General features: G+C 69.4%; 17 protein-coding genes and 1 pseudogene. 8 read left to right on the top strand and 10 right to left on the bottom strand.

What is annotated here, in order from left to right:
• The first annotated feature begins 68 nt into the window (after window positions 1-68).
• The 3 genes from AB0B02_RS29310 to AB0B02_RS29320 are packed head-to-tail and all read left to right on the top strand — an operon-like array spanning window position 69 to window position 2,931.
• On the top strand, window positions 69-767 hold the full coding sequence (locus tag AB0B02_RS29310) for a phytanoyl-CoA dioxygenase family protein (RefSeq protein ID WP_357305766.1): 699 nt from the start codon (window positions 69-71) through the stop codon (window positions 765-767).
• 32 nt (window positions 768-799) lie between these two features.
• On the top strand, window positions 800-1,798 hold the full coding sequence (locus AB0B02_RS29315; RefSeq protein WP_357305769.1) for an NAD-dependent epimerase/dehydratase family protein: 999 nt from the start codon (window positions 800-802) through the stop codon (window positions 1,796-1,798).
• A gap of 17 nt (window positions 1,799-1,815) precedes the next feature.
• A complete protein-coding gene (locus tag AB0B02_RS29320; RefSeq protein ID WP_357305772.1) occupies window positions 1,816-2,931 on the top strand; it encodes an FAD-dependent oxidoreductase in 1,116 nt (371 codons plus the stop codon).
• Between the two features lie 93 nt (window positions 2,932-3,024).
• On the opposite strand, the gene AB0B02_RS29325 is transcribed toward AB0B02_RS29320, so the two are convergent.
• The 7 genes from AB0B02_RS29325 to AB0B02_RS29355 all read right to left on the bottom strand — a co-directional run bounded on the left by AB0B02_RS29325 (window position 3,025) and on the right by AB0B02_RS29355 (window position 12,137).
• Complete coding sequence (locus tag AB0B02_RS29325; protein WP_357305775.1) at window positions 3,025-4,773, bottom strand: ABC transporter ATP-binding protein; 1,749 nt, start codon at window positions 4,771-4,773, stop codon at window positions 3,025-3,027.
• A complete protein-coding gene (locus AB0B02_RS29330) occupies window positions 4,770-6,464 on the bottom strand; it encodes an ABC transporter ATP-binding protein (RefSeq protein WP_357305778.1) in 1,695 nt (564 codons plus the stop codon). The genes AB0B02_RS29325 and AB0B02_RS29330 overlap by 4 nt, the downstream gene beginning before the upstream one ends.
• 8 nt (window positions 6,465-6,472) lie before the next feature.
• On the bottom strand, window positions 6,473-7,954 hold the full coding sequence (locus AB0B02_RS29335; RefSeq protein WP_357305781.1) for a tagaturonate reductase: 1,482 nt from the start codon (window positions 7,952-7,954) through the stop codon (window positions 6,473-6,475).
• 247 nt (window positions 7,955-8,201) lie between these two features.
• Complete coding sequence (locus AB0B02_RS29340; RefSeq protein ID WP_357305784.1) at window positions 8,202-9,371, bottom strand: 2-oxo acid dehydrogenase subunit E2; 1,170 nt, start codon at window positions 9,369-9,371, stop codon at window positions 8,202-8,204.
• Window positions 9,310-10,308, bottom strand: a complete 999-nt coding sequence (locus tag AB0B02_RS29345) for a transketolase C-terminal domain-containing protein (RefSeq protein WP_357305787.1) — start codon at window positions 10,306-10,308, stop codon at window positions 9,310-9,312. The genes AB0B02_RS29340 and AB0B02_RS29345 overlap by 62 nt, the downstream gene beginning before the upstream one ends.
• Window positions 10,305-11,237 carry a thiamine pyrophosphate-dependent dehydrogenase E1 component subunit alpha gene (locus AB0B02_RS29350; protein WP_357305790.1) on the bottom strand — a complete coding sequence of 311 codons (933 nt, stop codon included), beginning with the start codon at window positions 11,235-11,237 and terminating at the stop codon, window positions 10,305-10,307. The genes AB0B02_RS29345 and AB0B02_RS29350 overlap by 4 nt, the downstream gene beginning before the upstream one ends.
• A gap of 6 nt (window positions 11,238-11,243) precedes the next feature.
• Window positions 11,244-12,137 (bottom strand): hypothetical protein, encoded by an 894-nt coding sequence (locus AB0B02_RS29355; RefSeq protein WP_357305793.1) that lies wholly within the window; start codon window positions 12,135-12,137, stop codon window positions 11,244-11,246.
• A gap of 217 nt (window positions 12,138-12,354) precedes the next feature.
• Here AB0B02_RS29355 and AB0B02_RS29360 point away from each other — a divergent pair, with 217 nt between their 5' ends.
• Window positions 12,355-13,236, top strand: coding sequence for a hypothetical protein (locus AB0B02_RS29360; RefSeq protein WP_357305796.1), 882 nt, complete (start codon window positions 12,355-12,357; stop codon window positions 13,234-13,236).
• A complete protein-coding gene (locus AB0B02_RS29365) occupies window positions 13,233-13,478 on the top strand; it encodes an acyl carrier protein (protein WP_357305799.1) in 246 nt (81 codons plus the stop codon). Before AB0B02_RS29360 ends, AB0B02_RS29365 begins: the two co-directional genes overlap by 4 nt.
• A gap of 15 nt (window positions 13,479-13,493) precedes the next feature.
• On the opposite strand, the gene AB0B02_RS29370 is transcribed toward AB0B02_RS29365, so the two are convergent.
• Genes AB0B02_RS29370 through AB0B02_RS29380 form a run of 3 tightly spaced genes read right to left on the bottom strand, consistent with a single transcriptional unit; the run spans window position 13,494 to window position 17,675 of the window.
• Window positions 13,494-14,990: a class I adenylate-forming enzyme family protein gene (locus tag AB0B02_RS29370; RefSeq protein ID WP_357305802.1), complete on the bottom strand. Its 1,497-nt coding sequence runs from the start codon at window positions 14,988-14,990 to the stop codon at window positions 13,494-13,496.
• Window positions 14,969-15,247, bottom strand: coding sequence for a phosphopantetheine-binding protein (locus tag AB0B02_RS29375; protein ID WP_357305805.1), 279 nt, complete (start codon window positions 15,245-15,247; stop codon window positions 14,969-14,971). Before AB0B02_RS29375 ends, AB0B02_RS29370 begins: the two co-directional genes overlap by 22 nt.
• Before the next feature lie 19 nt (window positions 15,248-15,266).
• On the bottom strand, window positions 15,267-17,675 hold the full coding sequence (locus tag AB0B02_RS29380) for an acyl-CoA dehydrogenase family protein (protein ID WP_357305808.1): 2,409 nt from the start codon (window positions 17,673-17,675) through the stop codon (window positions 15,267-15,269).
• A 304-nt stretch (window positions 17,676-17,979) separates the two neighbouring features.
• Here AB0B02_RS29380 and AB0B02_RS29385 point away from each other — a divergent pair, with 304 nt between their 5' ends.
• The 3 genes and pseudogenes from AB0B02_RS29385 to AB0B02_RS29395 form a co-directional block, all read left to right on the top strand.
• The gene (locus AB0B02_RS29385; protein WP_357305811.1) at window positions 17,980-18,900 is read left to right on the top strand and encodes a hypothetical protein; all 921 of its coding nucleotides are present in this window, start codon (window positions 17,980-17,982) and stop codon (window positions 18,898-18,900) included.
• Between the two features lie 97 nt (window positions 18,901-18,997).
• Window positions 18,998-22,504 (top strand): 1-deoxy-D-xylulose-5-phosphate synthase N-terminal domain-containing protein, encoded by a 3,507-nt coding sequence (locus tag AB0B02_RS29390; protein WP_357305814.1) that lies wholly within the window; start codon window positions 18,998-19,000, stop codon window positions 22,502-22,504.
• Between the two features lie 179 nt (window positions 22,505-22,683).
• Window positions 22,684-23,014: pseudogene (locus AB0B02_RS29395) on the top strand (ABC transporter permease); the annotation flags it as partial.
• Between the last annotated feature and the right edge of the window lie 13 nt (window positions 23,015-23,027).

Here is a 23,027-nt window from a genome sequence, read left to right on the forward strand (position 1 = left end):
TGGCCGAATGGCTCAGAAGAGAGGCCGCCATGTCCCTCATATCAGGCCGCCTAATCGATGAGGCGGGAATGCAGTCGATCTCTGCCCGAGTAGACTCCGACGGGTACGCCGTGCTGCCCGACTGGCTGGAACCACACTGGTGTGAGCGGCTGATTGCCGGCCTCGACGAGCGGGGGCGCCAGGCTCCGGAGGACAAGCGCCTCATGCCGCATCAGCCGTTCCTGGACCTGCTCGTCGAACCGGCGATCCTTGACCTTGTCACATCCGTGCTCGGGCCGGATCCGCTGTTCCACCACGCCAACGGCAAGCGCATCACCGACGGCGCGGGCAAGCCTTGGCATCACGATTTCGACAGCGTGACACCGTGGGACGGCGATCCCGCGAGCGTGATGCTCCACGTCATGATCTATCCGGCCGGGCTGACGCCGGAGAACGGGCCCCTGGTGCTCCGGCCGAGGACGCACCGGATGCGCGTTCCCCGGCACCATCCGAATGCTCTCGGCTACCAGGTCGAGGCTGACGATGTGACGCTCACCGCCGGGCCCGGCACGGTGGTGCTGGTCCACTCCGCGCTCTGGCACATGCGGCCGCCGTCGCACGTCACGGAGCCCCGTTACTACCTCAATTTCAGCTTCATCGGCAACGCGCCGGTGACCCGTCCCGAACGCGAGGGGTACAGCGACCTGCTGGCCTCCATGCCGGACGCTGTGCCGGATCAGCGGTGCCGGGACCGCCTGACCGCTCTCTGCCGTGGACATCGGTTCTGACACCGCCAGCATGACCAAGATGGAGGATCGACATGGGCTCGGCCGGGATTTGCGACACGCGTGCGGTGGTGTCCGGTGCTGGTGGATTCATCGGATCACACCTTGCCGAGGCACTGCTCGCTCAGGGACATCGGGTGGTGGGAATCGACCGGCGATCACCCGATGACCATCCGCGGGTCGCGGCGAACCTGGCCGGTGCGCTCAGCGACTCCCGATTCACCCTGGTCGAAGGAGACCTGGTCGATCTCGACCTCGTGGAGTTGTTGACCGGATCGACGAAGGTCTTCCATCTGGCCGCCGTACCCGGGGTGCGTCCCTCCTGGGGCGAGGAGTTCGAGGACTACGCCCGGGCCAACGTGCTGGGCACACACCGGCTCCTCACGGCCTGTAAACGCACCGGCGTGCGCCGGCTGGTGTACGCCTCGTCCTCGAGCGTCTACGGACTCATCACGGGGCCGAGCCGGGAGACCGACACGACCGCGCCCTTGTCGCCGTACGGCGTTTCGAAGCTGGCCGGTGAGCACCTGTGCCAGGCCTTCGCCGGCAACCACGGTGACGCCCTGTCCATCGTGATGCTGCGCTATTTCACGGTCTACGGTCCTCGCCAGCGTCCCGACATGGCGATTCAGCGCATGCTCACCGCCGCGCTGGGCGGCGTACCGTTCACCGTCTTCGGCGACGCCTCGCAGTCCCGCGAGTTCACCTATGTAGGCGACGTGGTCGATGCCACCGTCGCGGCCGGCGTGGCGCCGGTCGAGGGTGCGGTGGCGGTCAACGTCGGTGGCGGCGGCACCGTCACCCTTCGCGAGGTGCTGGGCCTGTGCGGGAAGGCGGCTGGACGGCCGGTGCCGCTGTTGCGGTCCGAGTCGCAGGTGGGCGACGTGCCCCTCACTTCCGCGGACCTGTCCCGAGCCCAGATGCTGCTCGGCTTCCGGCCGCGAGTGGACCTCCCGTCCGGCCTGGCCAGACAGGCGGCATGGATCAGGTCGAGTTCGTCCACCGCCCTGCTGGAGCAAGCGAGGTTCCCGTGACGGCCGGCGGTTACCGCGTGGCTGTGGTCGGGGGTGGGATCTTCGGGGTCACGGCGGCCCTGGGGCTGGCCCGGGCTGGGCATCGGGTGGCCCTGTACGAACGCCGCGCCGACCTGCTGATGGAGGCCAGCCACGCCAATCAGCGACGGCTCCATCGCGGGTACCACTACCCGCGGAGCACGACGACGGCCCGGGCCAGTGCGCAGGGCGCAGGGTCGTTCGTCGCCGAGTATCCCGAGGCCGTGGTACGCGGGCAGCGTCATTACATCGCCATCGCCCGCCACGACAGTTTGGTCAGCGCCACCGACTACGTGCGTTTCTGCCAGTCGATGGGCTTGGAGTTCCGGGAGGAGTACCCTCCGTTCCTGCGTCGCCGGATGGTCGATCTCTCGCTGCGCGTGCAGGAGACCACGATCGATGTCGACGCGCTGCGGCGGGCGTGCTGGCAGCGCCTGCTGCGGGCCCGCGTCGACGTCCGGCTGAACACCCGGTGGCCGGTCGTTGGTGCCGTGCCCGATCAGGCCGACTGGGTGGTAATCGCCACGTACGCCGGGCTCAACGGTGTCCCCGGCGTCGTGCCGGCCTCGGCCCTCGCGTACCAGTTCGAGATCTGCGAGAAACCGTTGCTGCGTCTGCCGCAGGAGTATCGCGGGACCAGCATGGTGGTCCTGGACGGCCCGTTCATGTGCTTCGACCCTGTCGCCGGGACCGAGGACACCTTCCTGGCCGGCAACGTCCGGCACGCCATCCACGCCACCACGGTTGGGCGATACCCGCTGATCCCCGCCGGGCTGGCCGGCCAGCTGAACAATGGCCTGCACCGCCGGCCGCCGAGCGGACGCTGGAAGGCGTTCGTCGCCGACGGCGCCCGGTTCTTCACCGGCTTCCAGCGAGCCGCCTACCTCGGCTCGCTGTTCACCACCCGCGCGGTGCTGCCCGGCATGGAGGACACCGACGCCCGGCCCACCGTGGTCCGGCGGATCGACGAGCGCACCATCACCGTCTTCGGTGGCAAGATCTCCACCTGCGTGGAGGCCGCCCACGATGTGGTCCGGGTGATCGCCGGTCAGCCCACGCCTGCCGAGTCCAGGCACCGCAACGACATGCCCGACTACGTCAGCGACGCCTCGTGACACCGCTGCTCTGCCTGCCGTCAAGATCCTTTATGGGTGCGCGTATTGGCCGTCACTCCGATTCTGATCTTCGCGGCTGGCCGGGCCAGTGCGTCAGAAGTACGCGGAGGCCTGCAAACCGTACAGGTGGGCGTAGCGGCCGCCCTGGTCGATGAGTTCGGCGTGCGTGCCGTGTTCGATGATCTCGCCCCGGTCCAGGACGACGATCACATCGGCCATCCGGATCGTGGCGAAGCGGTGGGAGACCAGCAGCGTGATGCCGCCGGTGGCCTCCTGCCAAGCCCGCGCCGCCTCCGCGTACCGCTGGTAGACCTTCTGCTCACTGGCGGAGTCGAGTGCGGCGGTCGGCTCGTCGAGGACCGCGAGCAGGGGAGTGGCGCGCATGAACGCGCGGGACAGGGCGATCTTCTGCCACTGGCCGCCCGAGAGTTCGACGCCGTTGCCGAGGGTCCTGCCCAGCCGTGTCAACGGCCCGTCGGGCAGCCGGTCGAAAACCCGGGCGGCGCCGCCACGAGCGGCGGCCTCGGCGAAGTCGTCCAGGTGTGGCAAGTCGCCCACGCCGACCGCCTCGCCCGCCCGGAACGGGAACCGGCTGAAGTCCTGGAAGGCGGCGGTGATGCGGGCCCGCCAGGCCGCCGGATCCAGCGCGTCGAGCGGCTCGCCGTCCACGGTGATGCTTCCGCTGACCGGCTTCAGGAAGCCGCACAGCAGCTTCACCATTGTGGTCTTGCCGCTGCCGTGGTCGCCGACGAGCGCCACCGTCGCGCCGGCCGGCAGGTGCAGGTCGATGCCGTGCAGGACCGGCGGGCCACCGTACGAAAAACCGACTCCGGAGATTGTGATGCCGTCCCGCAGCCGTGCGGGCGGTGGACGCGTGCCGCTGCTGCGGGCGTGAAACAGGTCGCGCAACCACAGGTAGTGGCCGACCATCGTCAGCCCACGCGTCGCGCGGGAGACGGCGACCGCGAGCAGGTCGAGCTGCCCCCGGACCTGGCCGCCGAGCGTCGCTACCAGCAGCAGGGCGCCCGCGCTGACCGTACCGGCGAGCGCGAGCCGCACGGTGAGATAGAGCGCGCCGATGAACGCCACCACGAAGATGAGCGAGCCGGCCAGGATGAACGCGCCGAGACCGAGCGTGCTGCGCCACAGGACCGCGGCCCGTTCCTCCCGCAGTCGGCGTGCGATGCCGGCGGCGTACGCGCCCGAGGTGCCCAGCCGCAGCTCCTTGGCGGAGTTGGGCTCTGTGATCAGGGTGAACAGGTGCAGTTGGGCGCGGTGGTGCTCGGCGGTCGAGGCGCGGGCCGCGTCCGTCCGGCGCGCCGCCATTCGAGTGAGCAGCATCGACGGTGCGGCGAGCAGCGGCAGCGCGACGAGGACGGGATGGACCCGCACCAGCAGGGCGGCGGTGATGAGCAGCCACAGCACACTCTGCGCCACGTACAGCACGTTCATCCCGAGCGAGACGATCTGCTGGCCCATCCCGCGGATCTGCTCGATGCGGTGCAGCGATGTCGTGTTTTCGAGGTGGGCGGTCATGGGCAGGGTCGCGCACCAGCGGACGATCTCCAGGTCCAGTTCGCCGCCGACGTCGGCGGCCAGCAGAGCGCCCTGCACCTGGACGAGGCGGCTGCCGGCCAGCGCGAAGGCGCCGGCGGCGGCCGCGCAGACCGCGCCGGCGATCGATTGCTGCCACGAGCCGGCCAGCAGGCCGTCGATGACCCACTGCAGGCCGAGGGCGGTGAGGCCGGGGGCGGCCGCGACCAGCGGGACGAGGGCGAGCAGCAGTGAGGTCCCGCGGGGCCTGCGCCGCAGGCATTCGCTGAGCAGGGCCCGGAACCTCATGCGTCATCCTCCTGGAACTGGCGGGCCTGCAGGTCGAACATCCGCTCGTACTCGCCACCGGCGCGCATTAGTTCGTCATGGGTGCCGTCCTCGATGATGCGGCCACCGGACAGCACCACGATGCGGTCGGCCCGGCGCACGGTCGAGAAGCGGTGCGAGATCAGCACCACGGCCGCCTCGCCGCGCACCTGGCGGATGCGCTCGAAGGCCTCCAGTTCGGCCTCGATGTCCAGGTTGGCGGTCGGCTCGTCAAGCACCAGCAGCCGGGCGCCGCACGCCGCCGCCAGCGCCGCCCGTGCCAGCGCGATCTTCTGCCACTGGCCGCCGGACAGGTCGCCGCCGCCGGCGTACTTCGGCGACAGCACGGTGTCCCAGCCGGCCGGCAGCCGTTCGATCATCGCGGCCGCGTCCACCGCCCGCGCCGCTTCCTCGACCTGTTCCCGGGTCGCTTCCGGTGCGGCGATGCGGATGTTCTCGTACGCCGTCAGTTCGTATCTGTTGAAGTCCTGATAGACCGCGTACGAGTGCGGTTCGGTGATCACCGAACCGCGCAGCGGCTGATACTGCCCGGTGAGAAGCTTCGCGAGCGTGGTCTTGCCCGCCCCGTTGACGCCGACGACTGCGACGACCTCGCTCGGCGCGAGCGTGAGATCAACCCCTCGGAGCACCTCCACCTTTCCGTACGCGAACTCGACCCCTCGCAGGGCGATTCCACCGTGGTGCCGCTGCGCCGGCCGATCGCCGCCGGTCAATTCCCGGATCCGGCCGACCGCCTCGACCGCCGGGGCCGCGACCTCGTCCATGTCCTCACCCCGGTTTGACATCGTGACGACGAACATCGCCGAGACCGCGCCGATCGTCGCCGCCACGCGCCCCACCGAAACCTCGCCGGAGGTCGCTATCGCCGAGTACACGACCGAGGCCGTCATCGCCCAGCCCAGGAACACCGACAGCTCCCGCCGCAGCAGTCCCGCCCGCGTCGCCGCCACCAGCCGGCGGGCCGGCTCGATGTTGTCCTGGGAGTGGCGTTCCATCCACTTGCTGAGCCCGAAGACGCGTACCTCCTTGGCGTCGCGGCTGTCGGCCATCAGCCCGCTCCACACCTGCCCTCGCATGATGGCCGGCATGGTGCCGGCTACCACCCTCAGGAAGACGCGGTAGCTACCGACCCGGTAGCGCCCGAGCGCCAACGCCGCCGCAGCCGTCGCCGGCCCCCACCACCAGTGCACCCGGGAGAGCACCTGCATCGCCGTCACCAGGCCGACCATCATCAGCCCGTGCCGGAACCGGCCCACCGCGGCCGTCCCGATCCCCTCATCCGCCCAGGTCAGCAGCGGTGACCGCATGGTCGTCAGGTCGTCCTGCAGCCGGGGGTCCTCCACCCGGTCCATCGTGGGTAGCGCCAGCACCCGGCTGGTCAGCTCCTCCCGGACGGCGGCGTCGATCTGGTAGGAGACCCGCTCGGCCAGCGGCAGGCTCACTGCGCGCAGCACGTTGCCGGCGACCAGCAGACCGCCGAGCAGCGCCAGCATGCCACCGATGCCAGCAGCGCCGCCGTCCACGAGGATGCCCACCAACCGGCCGGTCAGCAGCGCCGCGGCGGTCGGCTCCACCAGCAGGAACAGTTCGACCAAGGCGACCGCCACCAGCCACGGCCGGCCGGCGAGGAGCAGATAGCGCAGCAGAGACACGGCACCACCTATCGGGGTTTGTCGTCCGTCCGGCCGGTAAGCAGTGCCGACAACGCGCGGGCCCGCTCGCCAGCGAGCAGCGTGCGCACGTGGGCGCCGGTCTCGGCGGCCAGACGCGTCGTCGCGGTGTCACCGAGCTCGGGCCAGCCGAGTGACGCGATGAAGTCCGCGATCCACCGGCCGGGAAGAGTGGCGTCGAAACCGGCCCGCAGTCGGGCCAGCAACGCCTCGTCGTCGCGGACCTCGACCGGCCCGAAGACGCCCACGTAGCTGGTGAGCAGGCAGGCGAACGCGAAGAGCCCGAGGTCGGCGCCCCGCCCACGCGACCACGCGTCGAGCACCACCGGCAGGTTCCTCGTCCGCCACTTGGACAGCGCGTTGAGCCGGATGTCGGCCAGGAGGTGTTGCAGCGCCGGATTGCGGAAGCGGTCGAGGATGGCGGTGGCGTACTCGCCGGATTCCGCCCGCTCGCCCGTGTCCTGCGGCAGTGACGGCAGTACCTCGTCGTGCAGCAGGTGGCGCAGGTAGGCGCCGACTGCCGGGTGCTGCACGGCGTCGAGCACGGTGCGGCAGCCCACCAGCGGGCCGACGGCCGCGAGGGCGGTGTGGGCGCCGTTCAGGACGCGTACCTTGCGTTCGCGGTAGGGCTGGATGTCGGCCATGAATCGTACGGGCAGGCCGACCTGGTCGAGCGGGAACTCGTCGCGGATGGCCGGTCCGCCGGCGATCGCCCAGTCGGCGTAGTGCTCGCCGCGCACGATCAGGCGGTCGTCGTAGCCCAGTGCGGCGCGCAGCCCGGTGGCCTCGTCCTCCGGCAGGCCGGGCACGATCCGGTCGACGAGCGTGTCGTAGAACCGGCAGTGCCTGGTGACCCAGTCGACGAACTCCGGCGCGAGTGCCGCCTCGGTGGCGTGCCGCACCACCAGGGACCGCAGCGCCGCACCGTTGTGTTCGATGAGTTCACAGGGCAGGAACGATAGCCCTCGGCGGGGGTCGCCGGCGAAGTGGAGCCAGCGTTCGTGTAGCAGTGCCGTCATCTTGGCGGGAAAGGTGGCGGGTGGTGCGGCCTGCAGGTCGTCGGCGGCGTAGGCGATGCCGGCCTCGGTGGTGTTGGAGACGACCAGGCTCAGCGCCTCGCCGCGCATCACCGCACGGCAGGCGTCCCAGTCCCGATGGGCGTCGACAACCGACTGCACGGCCGTCACCAGGGTCGTCTCGGTGAACGGGCGGCCGTCGCGGACGCCGTCCAGGACGACATGGAACATCCCGTTCTGCTCGGCGAGCCGGCCGGTGACCAGGTCGGGCCGCGGCGTGATCTTCATGACCACGATGCCGTGCCGCAGTACGCCCGCGTCGTTGGCCCGGTGCACCATCCAGTCGGCGAAGCCGCGCAGGAATCTGCCGGCGCCGACCTGGAGGATCCGGATCGGCAGGGTCTGACGGCCCGGGGTGGCCTCGTCGAGGGGCCGCAGGAGTTCCACACGGGTCACGTCAACCATGAGCAACGCCACGGATGATGGCAGACACGCTCGGCCTCCTCGATCGACGACGCAGCCCGCAGACGACCAAAGTAGTGCAATCGATTGCACACTTGTCAACATCTCCGGCGGCGGCGGGTGGCCTCAAGAAGCTCCTATTACCGGTCAGAGGAGGCAAAATTTCGGTCCCCGGATTGGCGATCCCTCGGGGGTGTTGCAAACGGTTGCTGCCACCTCTGCGCCGCCGGCGTGGCACGGCTCACCGGTTCCCGACCAGATCGGCGGGCGCCTCTACAGCCGCCTTTACGCCGCGCAGGAACTGCACCGCGTCGCGGCCGTTGATGAACCGATGGTCGTACGCCAGGCCAACGTGGATGACCGTGCGGGCGGACACCCCCGCCTCGCCGTCGACCGTCACCTCCTGCTGCGGACCACCAAGTGCCAGCGCGCAGGTCTGCCCTGGCGCGATGAGCGGCACCGCGACCACCACGTCCTCGTCGTTGTGCAGGGTGACGCTGATGTTGCCGCCGTTCAGGTCGCTCGCGTGGAACCGGCCGGTACGCGCGGCTTGCCGATACCTGCCCAGCACGGCGACTAGCTCGCGGAAGGACAGGTCAGCGGCGCCGTGCACCACCGGGACGAACAAGCCCGTTCCGGCGTCCATGGTGACGCCGACGTTCGCCTGCCCGGACAACCGTGCCCGGTGGTCGTCCACCGGGCTGGCGAAGAACAGCGGATGATCGCCCTGCAGCCGGGCGACCGCGGCGATCAGCAGATCCGGCAGGTCGACGAGCGCCCTCAGGCTCATGCTCTGCCGCCTCACCTCCGCCCGCGCGGCGCCGACGTCGACCTTCATCACCGTGTACGCGGCGGGGATGGTGCGATGCGACAGGCTGACGGTCTCCGCTACCGCCCGTTGGTGCTGCTGCAGGGTGTGCAGCCGCGCGTCGCTGTGCTGCGGCCGGGACGCGGCGAGCCGTTCCACGTCCGCGGCGCGTACCACCTTGACCGGCAGTTCGCGCACCGACCGAGGGTCGATGCCGAGCCTGTCGATCAACTCCTGGGCTGGTGCGGTGACGAACTGCCCGACCGGCTCCGCTGGTTCCACTGCTCCGGTGGCCGGAACCGGGATCTCACCGGTGCCGGGCGGCACGATCCGCGCGATGACATCACCCGGCGCGCACTCGGCGCCGGCCGCAAGCAGGTGCTGGAGGATGCCGTCGTCGGCGCTGAGCAGGTCCTCGACCGCCTTCGACGTCTCCAGCGCGGCGATCGCCTCCCCGGAGGCGACCTCCTGATCGTTGTCGATGAGCCAGTCGATGAGGATGTACGCGCGGTCGTTATTGTTGAGTTTCGGCACGCGAATCTCAATCACGAAGACTCTCCACGATGGCTTGGCGAATGGTGTTGTCCTGCACGAGCACGGCACGTTCGAGGTGGGTGGCGGTGGGGATGATGCTGTCCAGTGAGCTGACCAGGCGGATCGGCCGGCGCAGCTCGGCGAAGAGTGCCCGGTAGATGTGCTCGGCCACCCCGGCCCCCCAGGTGCCCCCCGTGGTGCTCTCCTCTGCGACGCAGACGAGCGACGCGCGGCGCAGCGCCGGCAGCAGGGGCGTCACGTCGAACGGGTGGAGACGGTGCGGAACGAGGATCTGGCAGGTGATCTCGTCCTGGAGCAGCAGGCTGCGCGCAGCCGACAGCGCCCGGTGGCTGACCCCACCCGGGCAGATCAGCACACAGTCGAAGGCGTCCGGATCCTGGACGAAGACGCGGGCCACCCCCGAGTCGGCGACGTCGTACGAGAACAGGTCGTCCACGGTGCCGCCGGAGAACATCTGCTCGGCGTACATCACCTTGTCCTCGAACAGGATGGCCGGCTCGCCGCTGGACAGGATCTGCGGCAGGTATGCCCGGTTGTCGTGAAACGGAGAAACCTCGAACAGCGACAAGCCGGGAAGCCCGATGAAGTGCTTCTGCAGGCTCTGGCTGTGCGTGGGACCGTAGCCGCGACCGCCGCCGGTGGGACAGCGCACCAGCAGCCGCAGTGACTGCGGACGGCCGTACATGGACACGGATTTGCTTGCGAAGTTCGCGATCTGGTCGAAGGCCAGGCCCACGAAGTCCCCGAACATCATCTCGACGACCGCGGTGTTGCCGGCCAGTGCCAGCCCGGCGGCGACACCCACGATCCCGCCCTCGCTCAACGGCGTGCTGAGCACCCGGTCCGGGAACCGTTGGGACAGTCCTCTGGTGACCTTGAAAGCCCCACCGTACGGGTCGACGATGTCCTCCCCGAGCACGTACGCATCCGGGTCCGCGTCCAGCAGGTCGCGCAGCGCCAGGTTCAGGTTGTCGGCGACTCTCACCGGCGCCTCCACTGAGAGGGCGGCAGCGCGCTCACCTCGGCGGTGACCTCGTCGACCCGTTCCCGGGCGGCCGCGTCGTGCACCCGCCAGTGATCGGCGAAGGCTCGCGCGTACGCGCTGTACCAGTCCTGCTCACCGGCGTGGGCGATCTCCCGCGTGGTTCGGGTGTCGTCGCCCTTGCTGTGCGGGCCGAGCCGGTGCGTCACGAACTCGGCCACCGCCGGCCGTCCCCGCCACCGGACCTCGTCCACCATCGGCCGAAGCACGCTGCGGATCTCGCCCACGTCCTTGGACTCGATGCGCACGTGGGAGACGTCGAACGCCGCTGCCCGGCCGGCGATCGTGCCGGCCATCTGCATCCCGGTGGGCGTCGTCTGGGCGATGCCGTTGTGCTCCACCACCACCAGCAGCGGCAGCCGCCACAGCGAAGCCATGTTCAGCGCCTCGTAGACCGCGCCCTCGCCCCACGTACCGTCACCGATGAAGGCGCACGCGAGCCTGCCCGGCTCGCGGCGCCGCAGATGCATCGCCACACCGGCGGCGACCGGCAGGCTCTGTCCCTGTACGCCGGTGGAGAGATACCGGTCGCGCAGGATGTGCTGACTGCCGCCCACCCCGTTGCAGACGGCACCCTGCCGGCCCATGATCTCGGCGAGCAGGCCACGGGGATCGTCGTACCGGGCAAGGTAGTGCCCGTGGCCGCGGTGGTTGCTGAAGACGTAGTCGCGCGTGTCGAGGAGCCCGTGCACGGCGACCGGCACGTACTCCTGCCCGAGGCAGGTGTGCGTGGTGCCGTTCAGCGCGCCCCGCTCGAACAGGTCGAGCAGTTTGGCCTCAAGGTGCCGGATCAGCAGCATCGACCGCAGGTCCGCGTCGGCGAGCGGGGAGAGCCGCGGCCCGGCACCCCGGGTGTGCAACGATGACGACATCGTGTGCTACCTCTCCCCGGCGCTGAGGTCCGCCGAGACCGCGAACGCCCGCGACAGGTGAGCGTATTCGTCCGCCGACGGCGGCAGATCCAGCAGCGCGGCGGATACGCCGGCGCCGCGCAACTGCGCGAACAGGCGGGCCAGATCGTTGTACGAACCGACATAGAATGGCGCGTCCGCTCTCAGCGACTGGGCGGGATCCCGCCAATATCCGGGTGCCGAGGTGCTCTCCGATAGCACTTCGGTCTTCCATTGTGAGTCGGTGATCGAAGCGGCGCGGCGTGCCAACCGGGCGGTGTCGGCACGGTGCGGGAACAAATCGTTGGCGGCGGCCCACGCCTCATCACTGGTCGGCCGGGTCACTACGCCGAAATTGAGCCCGCAGCCGGCCGGGACGCCGGCGTCGAGCGTGCTGGACAGCATCCGCAGGTTTGACGCACCGAGCTTGGTGGCGAGTCTGCCGGCATCCGCGGAATGGCCGGCGACGAAGCGCGTCGCGATCGGCCGGCTCTCGCCCGGTCGCTCAAGGCGAGCGTCCAATGTGAGGGAGAAATCCAGGAGAGCCTGATAACGATTGGCGTGGGAGCCGGTTCGGCTCTCCGCGCCGGCCACCAGGTTGACGGCGACCGAGCGGCGGTAGAGACGGTGCAGGCCGGCGATGGTCCGTGCCGCGTCCTCCGCCGCGACGTAGGCCGGGCCGGCCGCGATCAACGGCAGCAGCGATGCCGTCCGGGTCAGGATGTGCTGTGCCAGCACCCACGGGCTGAAGGGAACCGAGTTGCCGTCGAAGAGGAGCACGCCGCGTAGGCCGTGCGCGTCCGCGAGTTCCATGGTCTGCTCGAATGCGTTCAGGAATGGATCCGGCTTCCGGAGCCGGGGGGAGACGGCATAGAAGTCCATACAGATTCCTTCGATGCTGAGGAGATTGACCCGGGCAGCGTTACCGGTCGCGAATAGCGGCACTGAGCGGGCGCTGGGTGGACCTGCAGGCCGGTTCGGTCGGAGCTGATTATATCGGCGCTCTTCGCTGTTGTGTATCGGTTCGATCGGCTTGACGTCGTCGTGGCAGCCGCCGGTAGGATCTCCCGGCGGACCGCCACTTTATCGAGGGTTGGCTATGTATCTGTCGGCAATTGCGCATCTGCACGGCGACGCCAGACCGGTCACGGATCTGGGCGAATCGGAGTGCACCGACCCCCAGTTGAAGGAGGATCTCCTTGAGACCTTCCGCGAGTCGGCCGGCGACGTCGTCACCCTGGCCGCCGACGTGGGTACACGCACCCTCGCCGCGGCGAATGCGGTCCCGGACGTCGTCGTCTGGGCGACCGAGTCGGATCTGGGTGGTTCGGCGGCGGATGCGGGCGCACGCCTGGCCGGCTCGCTGGGATGTCCGTCCTCCGTTGTGCTGCTCGTGGGCGGCCACGCCTGCGGCAACCTGGGACTGCTGGTACAGGCGGCGCGGGGCCTGCTCGCCACATCACCGACCGTTCTCCTGATCACGGTAGACCGGGCCGGGTCCCGGCGGCGCATGATGCCCGACGGCCTGTCGGTTCTCAGCGACGGCGCCGCCGCGGCGCTGGCCACGCGAGACGCTCCGGCCGCCGGATCGCCCACCTTCGCCGTCCACGGCGTGTCCATCAGCGTGAACATCACCGGCAGTACGGGCTCGGCCGGCCTGGGCGCGCAACGACGGGTCGTGCAACTGGCACGCAAGGCCGTCGCGCAGTCCTCCCGCAGCCCGAAGGACTTCACCCGGGCGCTGTTCAGCAACTATCGGCTGTCCGCACAGAAGTTCATGGGGGGCGCAGCGGGGTTCACCGCGCAGCAGCTGCTCGTCGGCCCGGTCGCCGAACACGCCCACACGTTCGCGGCGGATCTGCTGGTCAACTGTGATCTCCTGGCCAGGGCCGGCGACGTCGAGCCGGGGGATCGGCTCGCGCTGTCGGCGACCGGACCCCACTCGTGGGCGTTGATCGACGTGGAGGTGAGGGGCGCATGACCGTGCAGGCACAGCCCGGCCCCGGACGGCTCGTGGAGCTCCTGCACGGCCTCGGGGTCGCGCACGTCACCGCCGCCGACGATCTGCTGGCGCTCGGTCTGAGTTCGCTGAAGATCCTGCAGTTCAGCATGGCCATCGAGGGCGAGTTCGGGATCTCTGTGGAACTCTCGACACTGCTGGCGGCACCGACTCTCGGTGCACTGGAGGAGCAGCTGACCGCGGCCCGGCCGGACGGCACGTGACCCGTGTGGCGTCGCTCACCGGCAGTGCGCCTCGCGGAGCCTCCGCTTGTCGATCTTCCCGTTCAGTGTAATCGGCATCATCGGAACCGCCACACACACCTCCGGGATCTTGACTGCCTCCAGGCGCTGCCGCATCCCCGCCAGGACCGAAGCTGAATCCACCGACTCGCCGGCGACCACCAGCACCATCGGCTCGTCGTCTTCGGCCGGGATGAGCAACGCGGCCAGGTCGACGCCGGATACTCGTTCCGCCGCCGACTCGATCTCCCGGCAGTTCATCCGGGCGCCCTTGTGCTTGAAGATGTCGTCCCGGCGCCCCTCGAAGTACAGATATCCCTCGTGGTCGAGATGGCCGAAGTCGCCGGTGCGCAGGATCCGCTCGGAGCTGTCGGCGAGCCGGACGAACCTGGCGTCGGTCTGTTCGTCGTCCTGCCAGTAACCGGCCATGACCGACGGTCCGCGGACGAAGATCTCACCCGTGGCCATCGGCGGCACCGGCCGACCGTCGGCATCTCTGACCAGGACCTCGAGCCCGTCCAGCGGCCGGCCGGTGGAGCGGGGGCGGGCCAGGTCGCCGTCCGGCTCCATGATGGTGACCCGCTTGCACTCGGTGATGCCGTACATCAGCGCCAGGCGGGCCGCGGGGAAGATGTCCCGCAGGCTCCGGCGCATCTGCTCCGGCATCGCCGCCCCGGTGTTGGTGATCAGTCGTATGCCGGTGAGCGGAGCGGACCGTCGACGCAGCCGTTCGATCATGCCGCCGATCGTCGGCAGCAGCGGCAGCACCGTCGCCCCGGTGGTGCTGATCGAGCGCAGCAGCATCGTGTCGCTGCCCGGGCCGGCCAGCACCAGGCACGCACCCGCGTGAGCCGCCAGCAACGCCTGGTACAGGCCGTAGTCGAAGGCAAGCGGCAACCGGTTGAACACGACGTCCTCGGCGGTGTACCGCAGCCGCTCCTGAATGGCCTCGACGGCGTAGCGCACGCTGCGGTGCGGGCACATGACGCCCTTCGGAACAGCCGTCGTACCGGAGGTGTAGAGCAGCATGCACAGGTCGTCTGGCCCGGTGCCCGTGGGCACCGGCGGCGTCGGGAATCGTGGTGTCCGGGCCGCGGAGCCGGCCACCTCCGGCCAGTCCGCCAACGCCCCGGGCGTGCCGACAGTCAGGACCGGATCGGCATCGGTCACCATGCTCGTCAGTGCGGCGGCGGGAGCGGCCGGATTCAACGGCACGAACACGGCGCCGATCCGCAACGTGGCCCACATCAGCACCACGGTGGCGAGCTGGCTGTGCGCGATCACCGCCACCCGCGCCCCCGGGCCGGCTCCCTGGGCGCGGAGCCAGTCCTCGACCGTGGCTACCTGGTCGAAAAGCTCACGATACGTCACCGGCGGGGAGCCCAGGTCCCGCACGGCAGGCCGGGCGGGCCACCGCTGTGCGGCGGTGGCGAGCAGCTCGCCGACGTCAGCGAGCGCCCGGATCCTCGGCGTCACCATGATCCGGAGTCGCACGGGTTCTGATCCGACTGCGCGGCCTGCACCAGTTCCCAGATGTTGGTGACCGTACGGAACGAGTCCGCCGTCAACAGCTCGTCGGGAATGGTGATGTCCAGCGCCTCTTCGAGGGCAAGCAGCAGTTGCACGCTGCCCATCGAGTCGAGCCCCAGGTTGTACAGGTCGGCGGTGGGGGAGAGCTCACCCGTCGCGGGTAGCTGCGGGATCTGCTCCCGGAGCGTCTCGACGAAGGAGTCGTTCCACGTGGTTGTCATCAGTCGCCCCACAGAGTTGTCACCATCGGAATCCGGAACGCGCGACGAGCCGCACACTCGTGTCCACCAGCCCGAGCGCACCGGACGTCACCTGAAGACGATCGTTCGACAGGTTCAGGCTCGCGGATCGAAGGTCGCGGAGAACGGCCTCCAGGCGCAGCTCGCTGTCGCGCCGGTAACCGTGAGCCAGGCCGACAAGCTGGACGCACTCGTCGACGGCCTGGTAAGTGAGTGTGGAGGCGAGAACCTTCAGTGTATTGAGGTGGATCTGCGTCGCCGGTGCGTCCGGTCGCTGCCGCGCCGACCGCAGCTGCTCCACCTCGGCAACTACCTGCCACAGATAAGCGCTGACCGCCTCCAGCTTGGTGCGCACGTCGGCCAGCCTGGCCTGCGCGAGATCCGACTGCGCGGCCGGCACACTCGACTGCTCACGGCTGCGCATGCTCGTCGCCACCCGTGCCAGGCCACCACGGGCCGCGCCGAGCCACACAGCGGCCCAGGCGATGTGCCCGACCGGGACGAAACTCTCCAGCGCGATCGCCCGGAAACCGCCCTCCTCGCCGATCACCGCGCCACGGTCCACGAAGCCCCGGAGGGTGAGGCCGACGCTCTCGGTGGCCCGCATGCCCATCGTGTTCCACTCGCGGCGCTGCTCGACGGTCAACGACGCACGGTCGGCCCAGACCAGGGTCACCCGGTTCGGCGATGCCTCCGGTGCCGACCGCATCGTCACCAGATAGGAGTCCGCGTGCATGCCACCGGTCACGATCGGCGCGTCCCGGTTTAGCCAGAACCTCTCCCCGTCAGCTACCAGAGCCGAGGCGCTGGTGAGCAGATCGCCGCCCTTCATCCGCTCGGAGGTCACCGAGCCGAGGTAGCACGCACCCCGGGCGATTTCCGGCAGCACGCGCTGCCGCAGCTCGGCGGAACCGAAGCGCACGACCGCATCGACCTGCTGGCAGTGCATCGCCCAGATCATCGCGGTGGACGTGCAGCCGGCCCCGAGAATCACCCCGACCTCGGCCAGGTCCCGCAGACCGCCGCCGAGTCCGCCGTACGACCGCGGAACGAGCAGCCCGAGAAGCCCGCTCGCCCGCAACGCTTTCAGCGACTCCTCGGGGAACCGTGCGGATGCGTCGGCGGCCGAGGCGTGCTGGGCCAGCAGCGGTTGCATCCGATGCGCGATGTCCTGCGCGGAGTCGCTGAACCCGTCCGCCCGCTCCTCCTCGCGGGTGAGCCGCAGCCGGCTCACCGTCACCACCTCACCGGCCCTCGTCGTCACCTCAGCGGGCGCCTCGTGGCCGAGGAACCCGACCAGGCTCGCGGTCAACCCGTACGCGCCCACGTTCGGAACCCGCAGCACGTCGCCGATCCGGGGCCTGGGCATCCAGACCCGGGCCGACAGCACATCGGTCGGCGTGCACAGTGGACCGACCAGGGTCACCGTCTCCGGTTCGCCCTGTGACGGCATCAGGTTCTCGAACACCGCCGACGCCGGCGGCAGGCGGCGCAGCCCGGACATCCCACCCAGGTGGTTGATGCCGCTCGCCAGCACGACGAACGTCTTCGCATGGCTCTGCTTCACGTCGACGACCTCGGTGAGCAATGAGCCGCTGCCGCCCACCAGGAAACGACCGGATTCGAAGGCCAGCGTGGTGTCGGCCAGGCCCAGCCCGGCCACCTCGGCCTCCACGGCCGGGCGGAGGGCGCGGTAGTCCGGGCGCTCACCCGGCCGCGCGTACGGCGAAGCGAAACCGCCGCCGAGGTCCAGCACCTCGAGCGAGATGCCGAACTCGCCTGCCAGCCGATGGGCGGCGCCGAGATTGAACAGGTGCTCGTCGATCAGCGCCTGGACATCGTGGGCATTGGAGATCGTGTAGAGATGCATGCCCACCACGCGCACATTCCTGGCCTGCGCAAGTGCCCCCTCGAGGCGATCCGGAGTCAGGCCGAACTGGGAGGCGGTGTTGGCCATCCGTAGGCTGCCGGCGCTGTGCGACTCCATTCCGTTGATTCGCAGCAAAACCTGAAGTGAGTCGCCGCCGGGGACCTCCTGCCGGTCCAGGCAGCGTATTTCGTCGACGGATTCGCAGGAGAATACGCGTACCCCGCGCGATATCGCGTCGCGCAGGTCCCGTTCGGTCTTCCCCGGTCCGGTGTAAAGCGCCTCGGCCGCCGTGAATCCCGCCCGGCAGGCCTGATCGAACTCTCCGATCGAGCTCACCTCCGCCCGGAATCCGGCGTCGGCGAGCACGCCGGCCACCACCGGATGGGGATTTGCCTTCAGCGAATAGTAGAGCCGTGATGCGGCGGGTACGGCCGACCGGAGCTCCTGCGCCGCGGCCAGCACATCGTCGAGGTCGTAGACATAACAGGAGGTGCCAATCTTGACTTTCAGCAGCGCTGACGCCTCAGATGTCGAATCCAACCGTTACTCCCCTTGATGGGGCAGGCAGTCTCGGCAGCCTGCACCGCTGTCCGTTCTATCGCGCTCTTGACAGATTCTTCCGGCACACCGGGGCCGTTGTCGCATGCCGCTGCGGCTCACCGTACCTCCACCGACCTCTTTGGCCAGTGCTGTTCATCAATGGCCTACAGCACGCTTCTGGCGGTGCAGCTTCGGGTGCTGCCACGCTCTGCGGCGACCTCGCGCATCGCATGCCCACGCGGCAAGGAATCTGCATACGCTCCAGCCCTGCGCATCCGGAGCGCCATCGAACTGGAGGAACCCGTTGTCGACGGTTGAGGATCCGACCCAGGTCGTGATGAGCAGGCTGCGCGAAGTGCCGGACGCCTATCGCCGGTTCGCCGCGGGGGCACCGGAAGCGCGGCGGGTCTTCGGTATCGGCGCCGACCTGCTGGCGCAGCTGATCGACCTGGGCCTGCCCCACCAGAGGCGGGGCGGCGAGCTGCGCCTGGACGCCTTCGACCTGGAGAACATCAGCACTGGACTGCGCCTCAGGTCGCCGCAGGCCATGACGATGCGCCAGTGGAAACACGCGCTCGCCAGCCGTCGGCGGCCCGGCGGCGCCGACTGCCTGGTCACCGTCGAATGGCGGTGCCCCGCACCGGGACACCGCGACGGCTGCGACTTCGCGCTCAGCGACCTCTTCACGCCCGTCTCGCGCATCGACGAAAAGCACGAGCCGGCCCGGGGTTCCGTCGTGCTGCAGGCCGAACCGAGCGACCACGCCATCCGGTTCGGCGCCGAGTTCCATCCCGTGCTCGCGGCGGCGGCGAGGCTGACCTTCTACAAACTGCCGCCGCAGCTCTCCAACGACCTGTCGTTCGTCCGTAGAACCGGCCTCGCCAACTGTCGGCTCGCCTGCCAGCACCTGCTCGACACCGCGGCGGCAGCCGGGGTCAACGCGCGCCCGGCAGCCGGACTGTTCCTCGGAGCGCTGTTCCCCTTCCGGCACATCTGGATCGAGGTCGAGGTCGGCGGGCGCTGGGTGGCCGCCGACCCCTTCTTTCTGGAGACCCTGCGCCGGTGGGGCGTGGTGGACCGGCCGGACTGGCCGGCCGACCAGTCACCGCGGGGCATCCTCTGGCGGCTGCTCAACGCCTCCTCCATCGACGAGCCGTTCGTCACTCACCGCGGGTGTGAGGCGTCGGTCTCGGTGTCGGCGCGGTGGGTTCCGCAGGCTGGCTGATGGAGCCGATCCGCAGCCGTTCAAGTGCGGCGGCGTACGCAGTTGCACCATCTGTCCTGTCGAAGAGCTGATTGGTAATCTCCCGGAAAGAAGGAATGTGGAAATCGCCATGCTGAATGTGGAGGATCGGGCTGACAGATCCGTCGACGCCGCTGCCTGGGGCGCTCAGCGTGAGATCTGCCTGAGAGCCGGCGTCGATGAGCAGGGCCACCCTCGGCGACCACCGTTCCCCACGGTGACGATCGCTTACCGCATCGACGGCCCAGTGGACATGGCCGCCCTCGTCACCGCCATTAACCTGCTCGTCGAACGAACCGACGTTCTGCACACCCGGCTGCGCCGGAGCGGAGACCGGTTCGTGCTGGTGCCGGACGCCAGCTGGGCCGGAGTGCCCGTCGTTACGGTGGACCTCGGAAGGGCGCCCGGTCAGGGCAGGCGGCTACGGCACCTCACCGGCGACCTGCGCCGCGGGCTGAACGACATGCAGGAGGGCCCCCTCGGCACCGTCCTCGTGGCCCGCCTCCATGAACACGAGCACATTCTTTGCGCGATGTTCGACCACAGCGTCATGGACCACTACGGCATAATGGCGTGGATGCGCAGGCTGGGCCGCACCTACGGGCGGCTGGCCACTGGCGATGTGCCCGGCGCGGAGCAGACAGCCCGGCCCGACGTCGACTTCCTGCCGTTCGTCCGTGAACAACTCGCCGACACCGCTGAACGCACAGCATCCAGGGAGTTCTGGGAACCGCTCGCACGGACCTTCACCCCGCTGGAAATGCCGGGCTGCCGATGGCGGCCATGGCGGGAGATTCGGGCGGACAAGCGCCACGTCCATGACTTCCCGCCGGACTTCATCCAGGCATTGGCCTCGGTGTGCCAGCTGACCGGAGGATCCCGCCCGCTCGCCTTCCTCGGTGCGCTCACCCTGGTCATAGCCGGTTCGGCAGGTACCGAGTTCGCCCCCATCACCTACCTCCGGCACGGCCACGAAGTCGACAGACCGGCACCGATCGGCCCCCTGTACGAAACGCTCATCACCTGCTCACCCGGGCCGGCGACGGGCCCGGTCGCGACATGGATGACGGACTTCATCACCGTCAACCGGACCGCGCCGTTCATGCGCGGATGGGCTCTGCCGGACTTCGGCGGGCTGGACACGACGATGGAACTGAGACGCTTCACCGTGAACGCCCCTTTCCCGGAGGGCGGTCGCCTGCCGTTCGGCAGCCTCCGCGCCGTGCCCCTGTCGCTGCGGGAGGCATTCCCGCCGGAACCGGCGCCGGTCAAGCACAACACCGGGATCCGGCTGTTCGCGGGAAGCTGGCGCGAGATGTCCGCGACGATCCACCACGACCCTGACGACCTGCCCGACGGCATCGCCCTGTTCGAAGCCGTCGGGGCCGTGCTGCGGGAGATCGCCGAACGACCCTTGGCCGCCGTAGCGGCCATCATGGCGCGAGGAGCCGACGAGATGGCCGATGCGCAGATCAGAAACGCCGCACGTGCCGAACCAAGCCGGTCGTCGTGGGCGATGAGCCGGGTCGGGAATCCAAAGCCATCAGCGCGGGGTGCAACCCATGACGTTTCGCAGGCTCGGCCGCAGCGGCCTGACAATCAGCGAGATCGCAGGCCTCCCGATGAGGCTTCCTGCCCTGACGTTCCTACTGAGAGCACCCACCGTTTCGGAGGAGACATGCCGGCTGACCTGCATTGGCTGCCCGTATCCGAGTACCGGCGCGTCATCGACGGCATCGCCGACCGCCACGACCGGGCCCGGGCATTCGCCGCCCTGAACCGGATCAATACGCTCTACATGATCGGCCGTGCCGGCTCGGGGCACCTCGGCTCCAGCTTCAGCGCGGCCGACCTGGTCGCCTGGCTGCTGCTGGAAGAACTCGACGAGGACCGCGGCGACGTCTTCTTCTCGTCGAAAGGTCACGACGCTCCCGGCCTGTACGCCGCGCTGATCGGCACCGGCCGCCTCGACCAGGACCTGGTGCACCGGCTGCGCCGACTCGACGGCCTCCCCGGCCACCCCGATGTGAACACACCGCACATGCCGTTCAACACCGGCTCGCTCGGAATGGGCATCTCCAAGGCGAAGGGCCTGGTGCTGGGCAACCGGCTGGCCGGGCGTCGCCCGCGGATAGTCGTCCTGACCGGCGACGGTGAACTGCAGGAAGGCCAGAACTGGGAGTCGCTGGCAGGCGGCGTCCACCACCACATGAGCGAACTCACCGTGGTGGTGGACCACAACAAGATACAGTCCGACACCTGGGTGTCCTCCGTCAGCGACCTGGGCGACCTGGCCGCCAAGTTCAGCGCCTTCGGCTGGGGCGTGACCCGTTGCGACGGCAACGACCCGGCCGCCATCGAGATCGCCCTGGCCGAGCGTCACCAGCGCTGGCCCGACCGGCCCGCGGTCCTCATCGCCGACACCGTCAAAGGCGCCGGCTGCGCCACCTTCGCCGCCACGTCGATGCCCCCAACCGCCTGGCGCTACCGCTTCCACAGCGGCGCACCGTCGGCGGAAGACCACGGGTGCGCGTACGCTGAGATGCTGAGCGCGGCCAACGAACTGCTCGCCCGCTACGGCCTCGCCCCACTACGGCCGGAGGCCGTGACAGCCCTCCGAGTGTCCCTGCCCGCCGGCCCGAAGCTGCCAGAGATCTACGGACACGCGCTGGCCGAGGCGGCGACCACCGACAACCGTATCGTCGCGCTCGACGCCGACCTCATGGTGGACACCGGCCTGATGCCCTTCGTGGAGGCACACCCGACCCGGTTCTTCGAGTGCGGCATCGCCGAACAGGACATGGTCTCCATCGCGGGCGGGCTCGCAGCCAGCAATCTCGTGCCGTTCGTGCACTCCTTCTCCTGCTTCCTGCACGCACGGCCGAACGAGCAGATCTACAACAACGCCACCGAGAAACGCAAGATTGTCTACGTTGCCTCGCTCGCGGGCCTGCTGCCCGCCGGCCCCGGACACTCCCACCAAGGCGTACGCGACATCAGCGCACTCGGCGCCATACCAGGGCTGATCATGCTCGAACCCGCCGGACCAGAGGAGACCCGCGCCGCCGTGGACTACTGCCGCACGACCGGCGACAGCGTCTACCTGCGACTCGTGAGTCTGTCGTGCTCACCCGAGATGACCACGCTGCCGGCGGCGCCGTTGGTCACCGGCCACGGGTCGATGATCCGCCCGGGCGGGCCGGTTCTCGCCATCGGTTCCGGACCAGTGATCCTGACCGAGCTGCTGCGGGCAGCCGAACAACTCGGCCCCGACGGCATTGACCTCACCGTCCTCAACCTGCCCTGGCTGAACCGGGTTGACCGCCTCTGGCTGGCCGACTGCGTGGCCGGTGCGAGCCACATCTTCGTCGTACAGAACCAGTACGACCATGGCGGCCAGGCCGACATGCTCGCCCGCGCGATACTCGAACTGCCCGGCGGGCGTCCGCCGGTGTTCCGCGGCATCGGGCTCGACGAGATCCCGGTGTGCGGGAGTGCCGACGAGGCGCTGGCCGCGCACGGCTTGCGGGCCGACCAGCTCGCCAAGGTGATCCGCAAGGAGGTCGCGGTCAACCACACGAGATGACAGGTGTCGAATTCGGCACGGACCACGCGACGGTGGCCTGGTCCGGCACCGTGGGCCAGTAGCCCCGGGCGGGCAGTGAGGCCCACAGGAAGATCTCGATGCCACGCAGTTCCACCAGCCGGCCCCACGGGGCGGCCGGACGATGGTGGACGCATGAGCGAACGCCTGATCGACGTCGTGGCCTCGCGCTGCTGCTGGCGATCGTGGCCGGCTGGTTCACCGTCGCGCTGGGCCTGTTCGCGAAGTCGCCGGAGACGGCGGGCATGGCCGCCGTACCACTGGTCATGCTGCCGTTCTTCAGCAGCGCCATCGTGCCGGCCGACAAGATGGGACCGGGCCTGCGGCAGTTCGCCGAGTACCAACCCTTCACACCGATCATCGAAACCATCCGCGGGCTGCTTGACAGCTCGCCCCGACACCACCGACCCGGCGGTCGCGGCCTCCTGGTGCGTGGCGATCGCGCTCGTCGGCTACCTGTGGGCGCGCTCCACCTTCACGAAGCGCGCATAGAACGACAGCCCCG

This window comes from Micromonospora sp. NPDC049240, from assembly GCF_040647835.1.
Classification (GTDB): Bacteria; Actinomycetota; Actinomycetes; order Mycobacteriales; family Micromonosporaceae; genus Micromonospora.

What these genes read in the sequence shown, in the direction of transcription:
- AB0B02_RS29365 (WP_357305799.1), top strand. Translation starts at nt 13,233, where the DNA reads ATGACCGTGCAGGCACAGCCCGGCCCCGGACGGCTCGTGGAGCTCCTG.
- AB0B02_RS29375 (WP_357305805.1), bottom strand. Translation starts at nt 15,247, where the DNA reads ATGACAACCACGTGGAACGACTCCTTCGTCGAGACGCTCCGGGAGCAG.
- AB0B02_RS29355 (WP_357305793.1), bottom strand. Translation starts at nt 12,137, where the DNA reads ATGGACTTCTATGCCGTCTCCCCCCGGCTCCGGAAGCCGGATCCATTC.
- AB0B02_RS29325 (WP_357305775.1), bottom strand. Translation starts at nt 4,773, where the DNA reads ATGAGGTTCCGGGCCCTGCTCAGCGAATGCCTGCGGCGCAGGCCCCGC.
- AB0B02_RS29350 (WP_357305790.1), bottom strand. Translation starts at nt 11,237, where the DNA reads ATGTCGTCATCGTTGCACACCCGGGGTGCCGGGCCGCGGCTCTCCCCG.
- AB0B02_RS29310 (WP_357305766.1), top strand. Translation starts at nt 69, where the DNA reads ATGCAGTCGATCTCTGCCCGAGTAGACTCCGACGGGTACGCCGTGCTG.
- AB0B02_RS29360 (WP_357305796.1), top strand. Translation starts at nt 12,355, where the DNA reads ATGTATCTGTCGGCAATTGCGCATCTGCACGGCGACGCCAGACCGGTC.
- AB0B02_RS29315 (WP_357305769.1), top strand. Translation starts at nt 800, where the DNA reads ATGGGCTCGGCCGGGATTTGCGACACGCGTGCGGTGGTGTCCGGTGCT.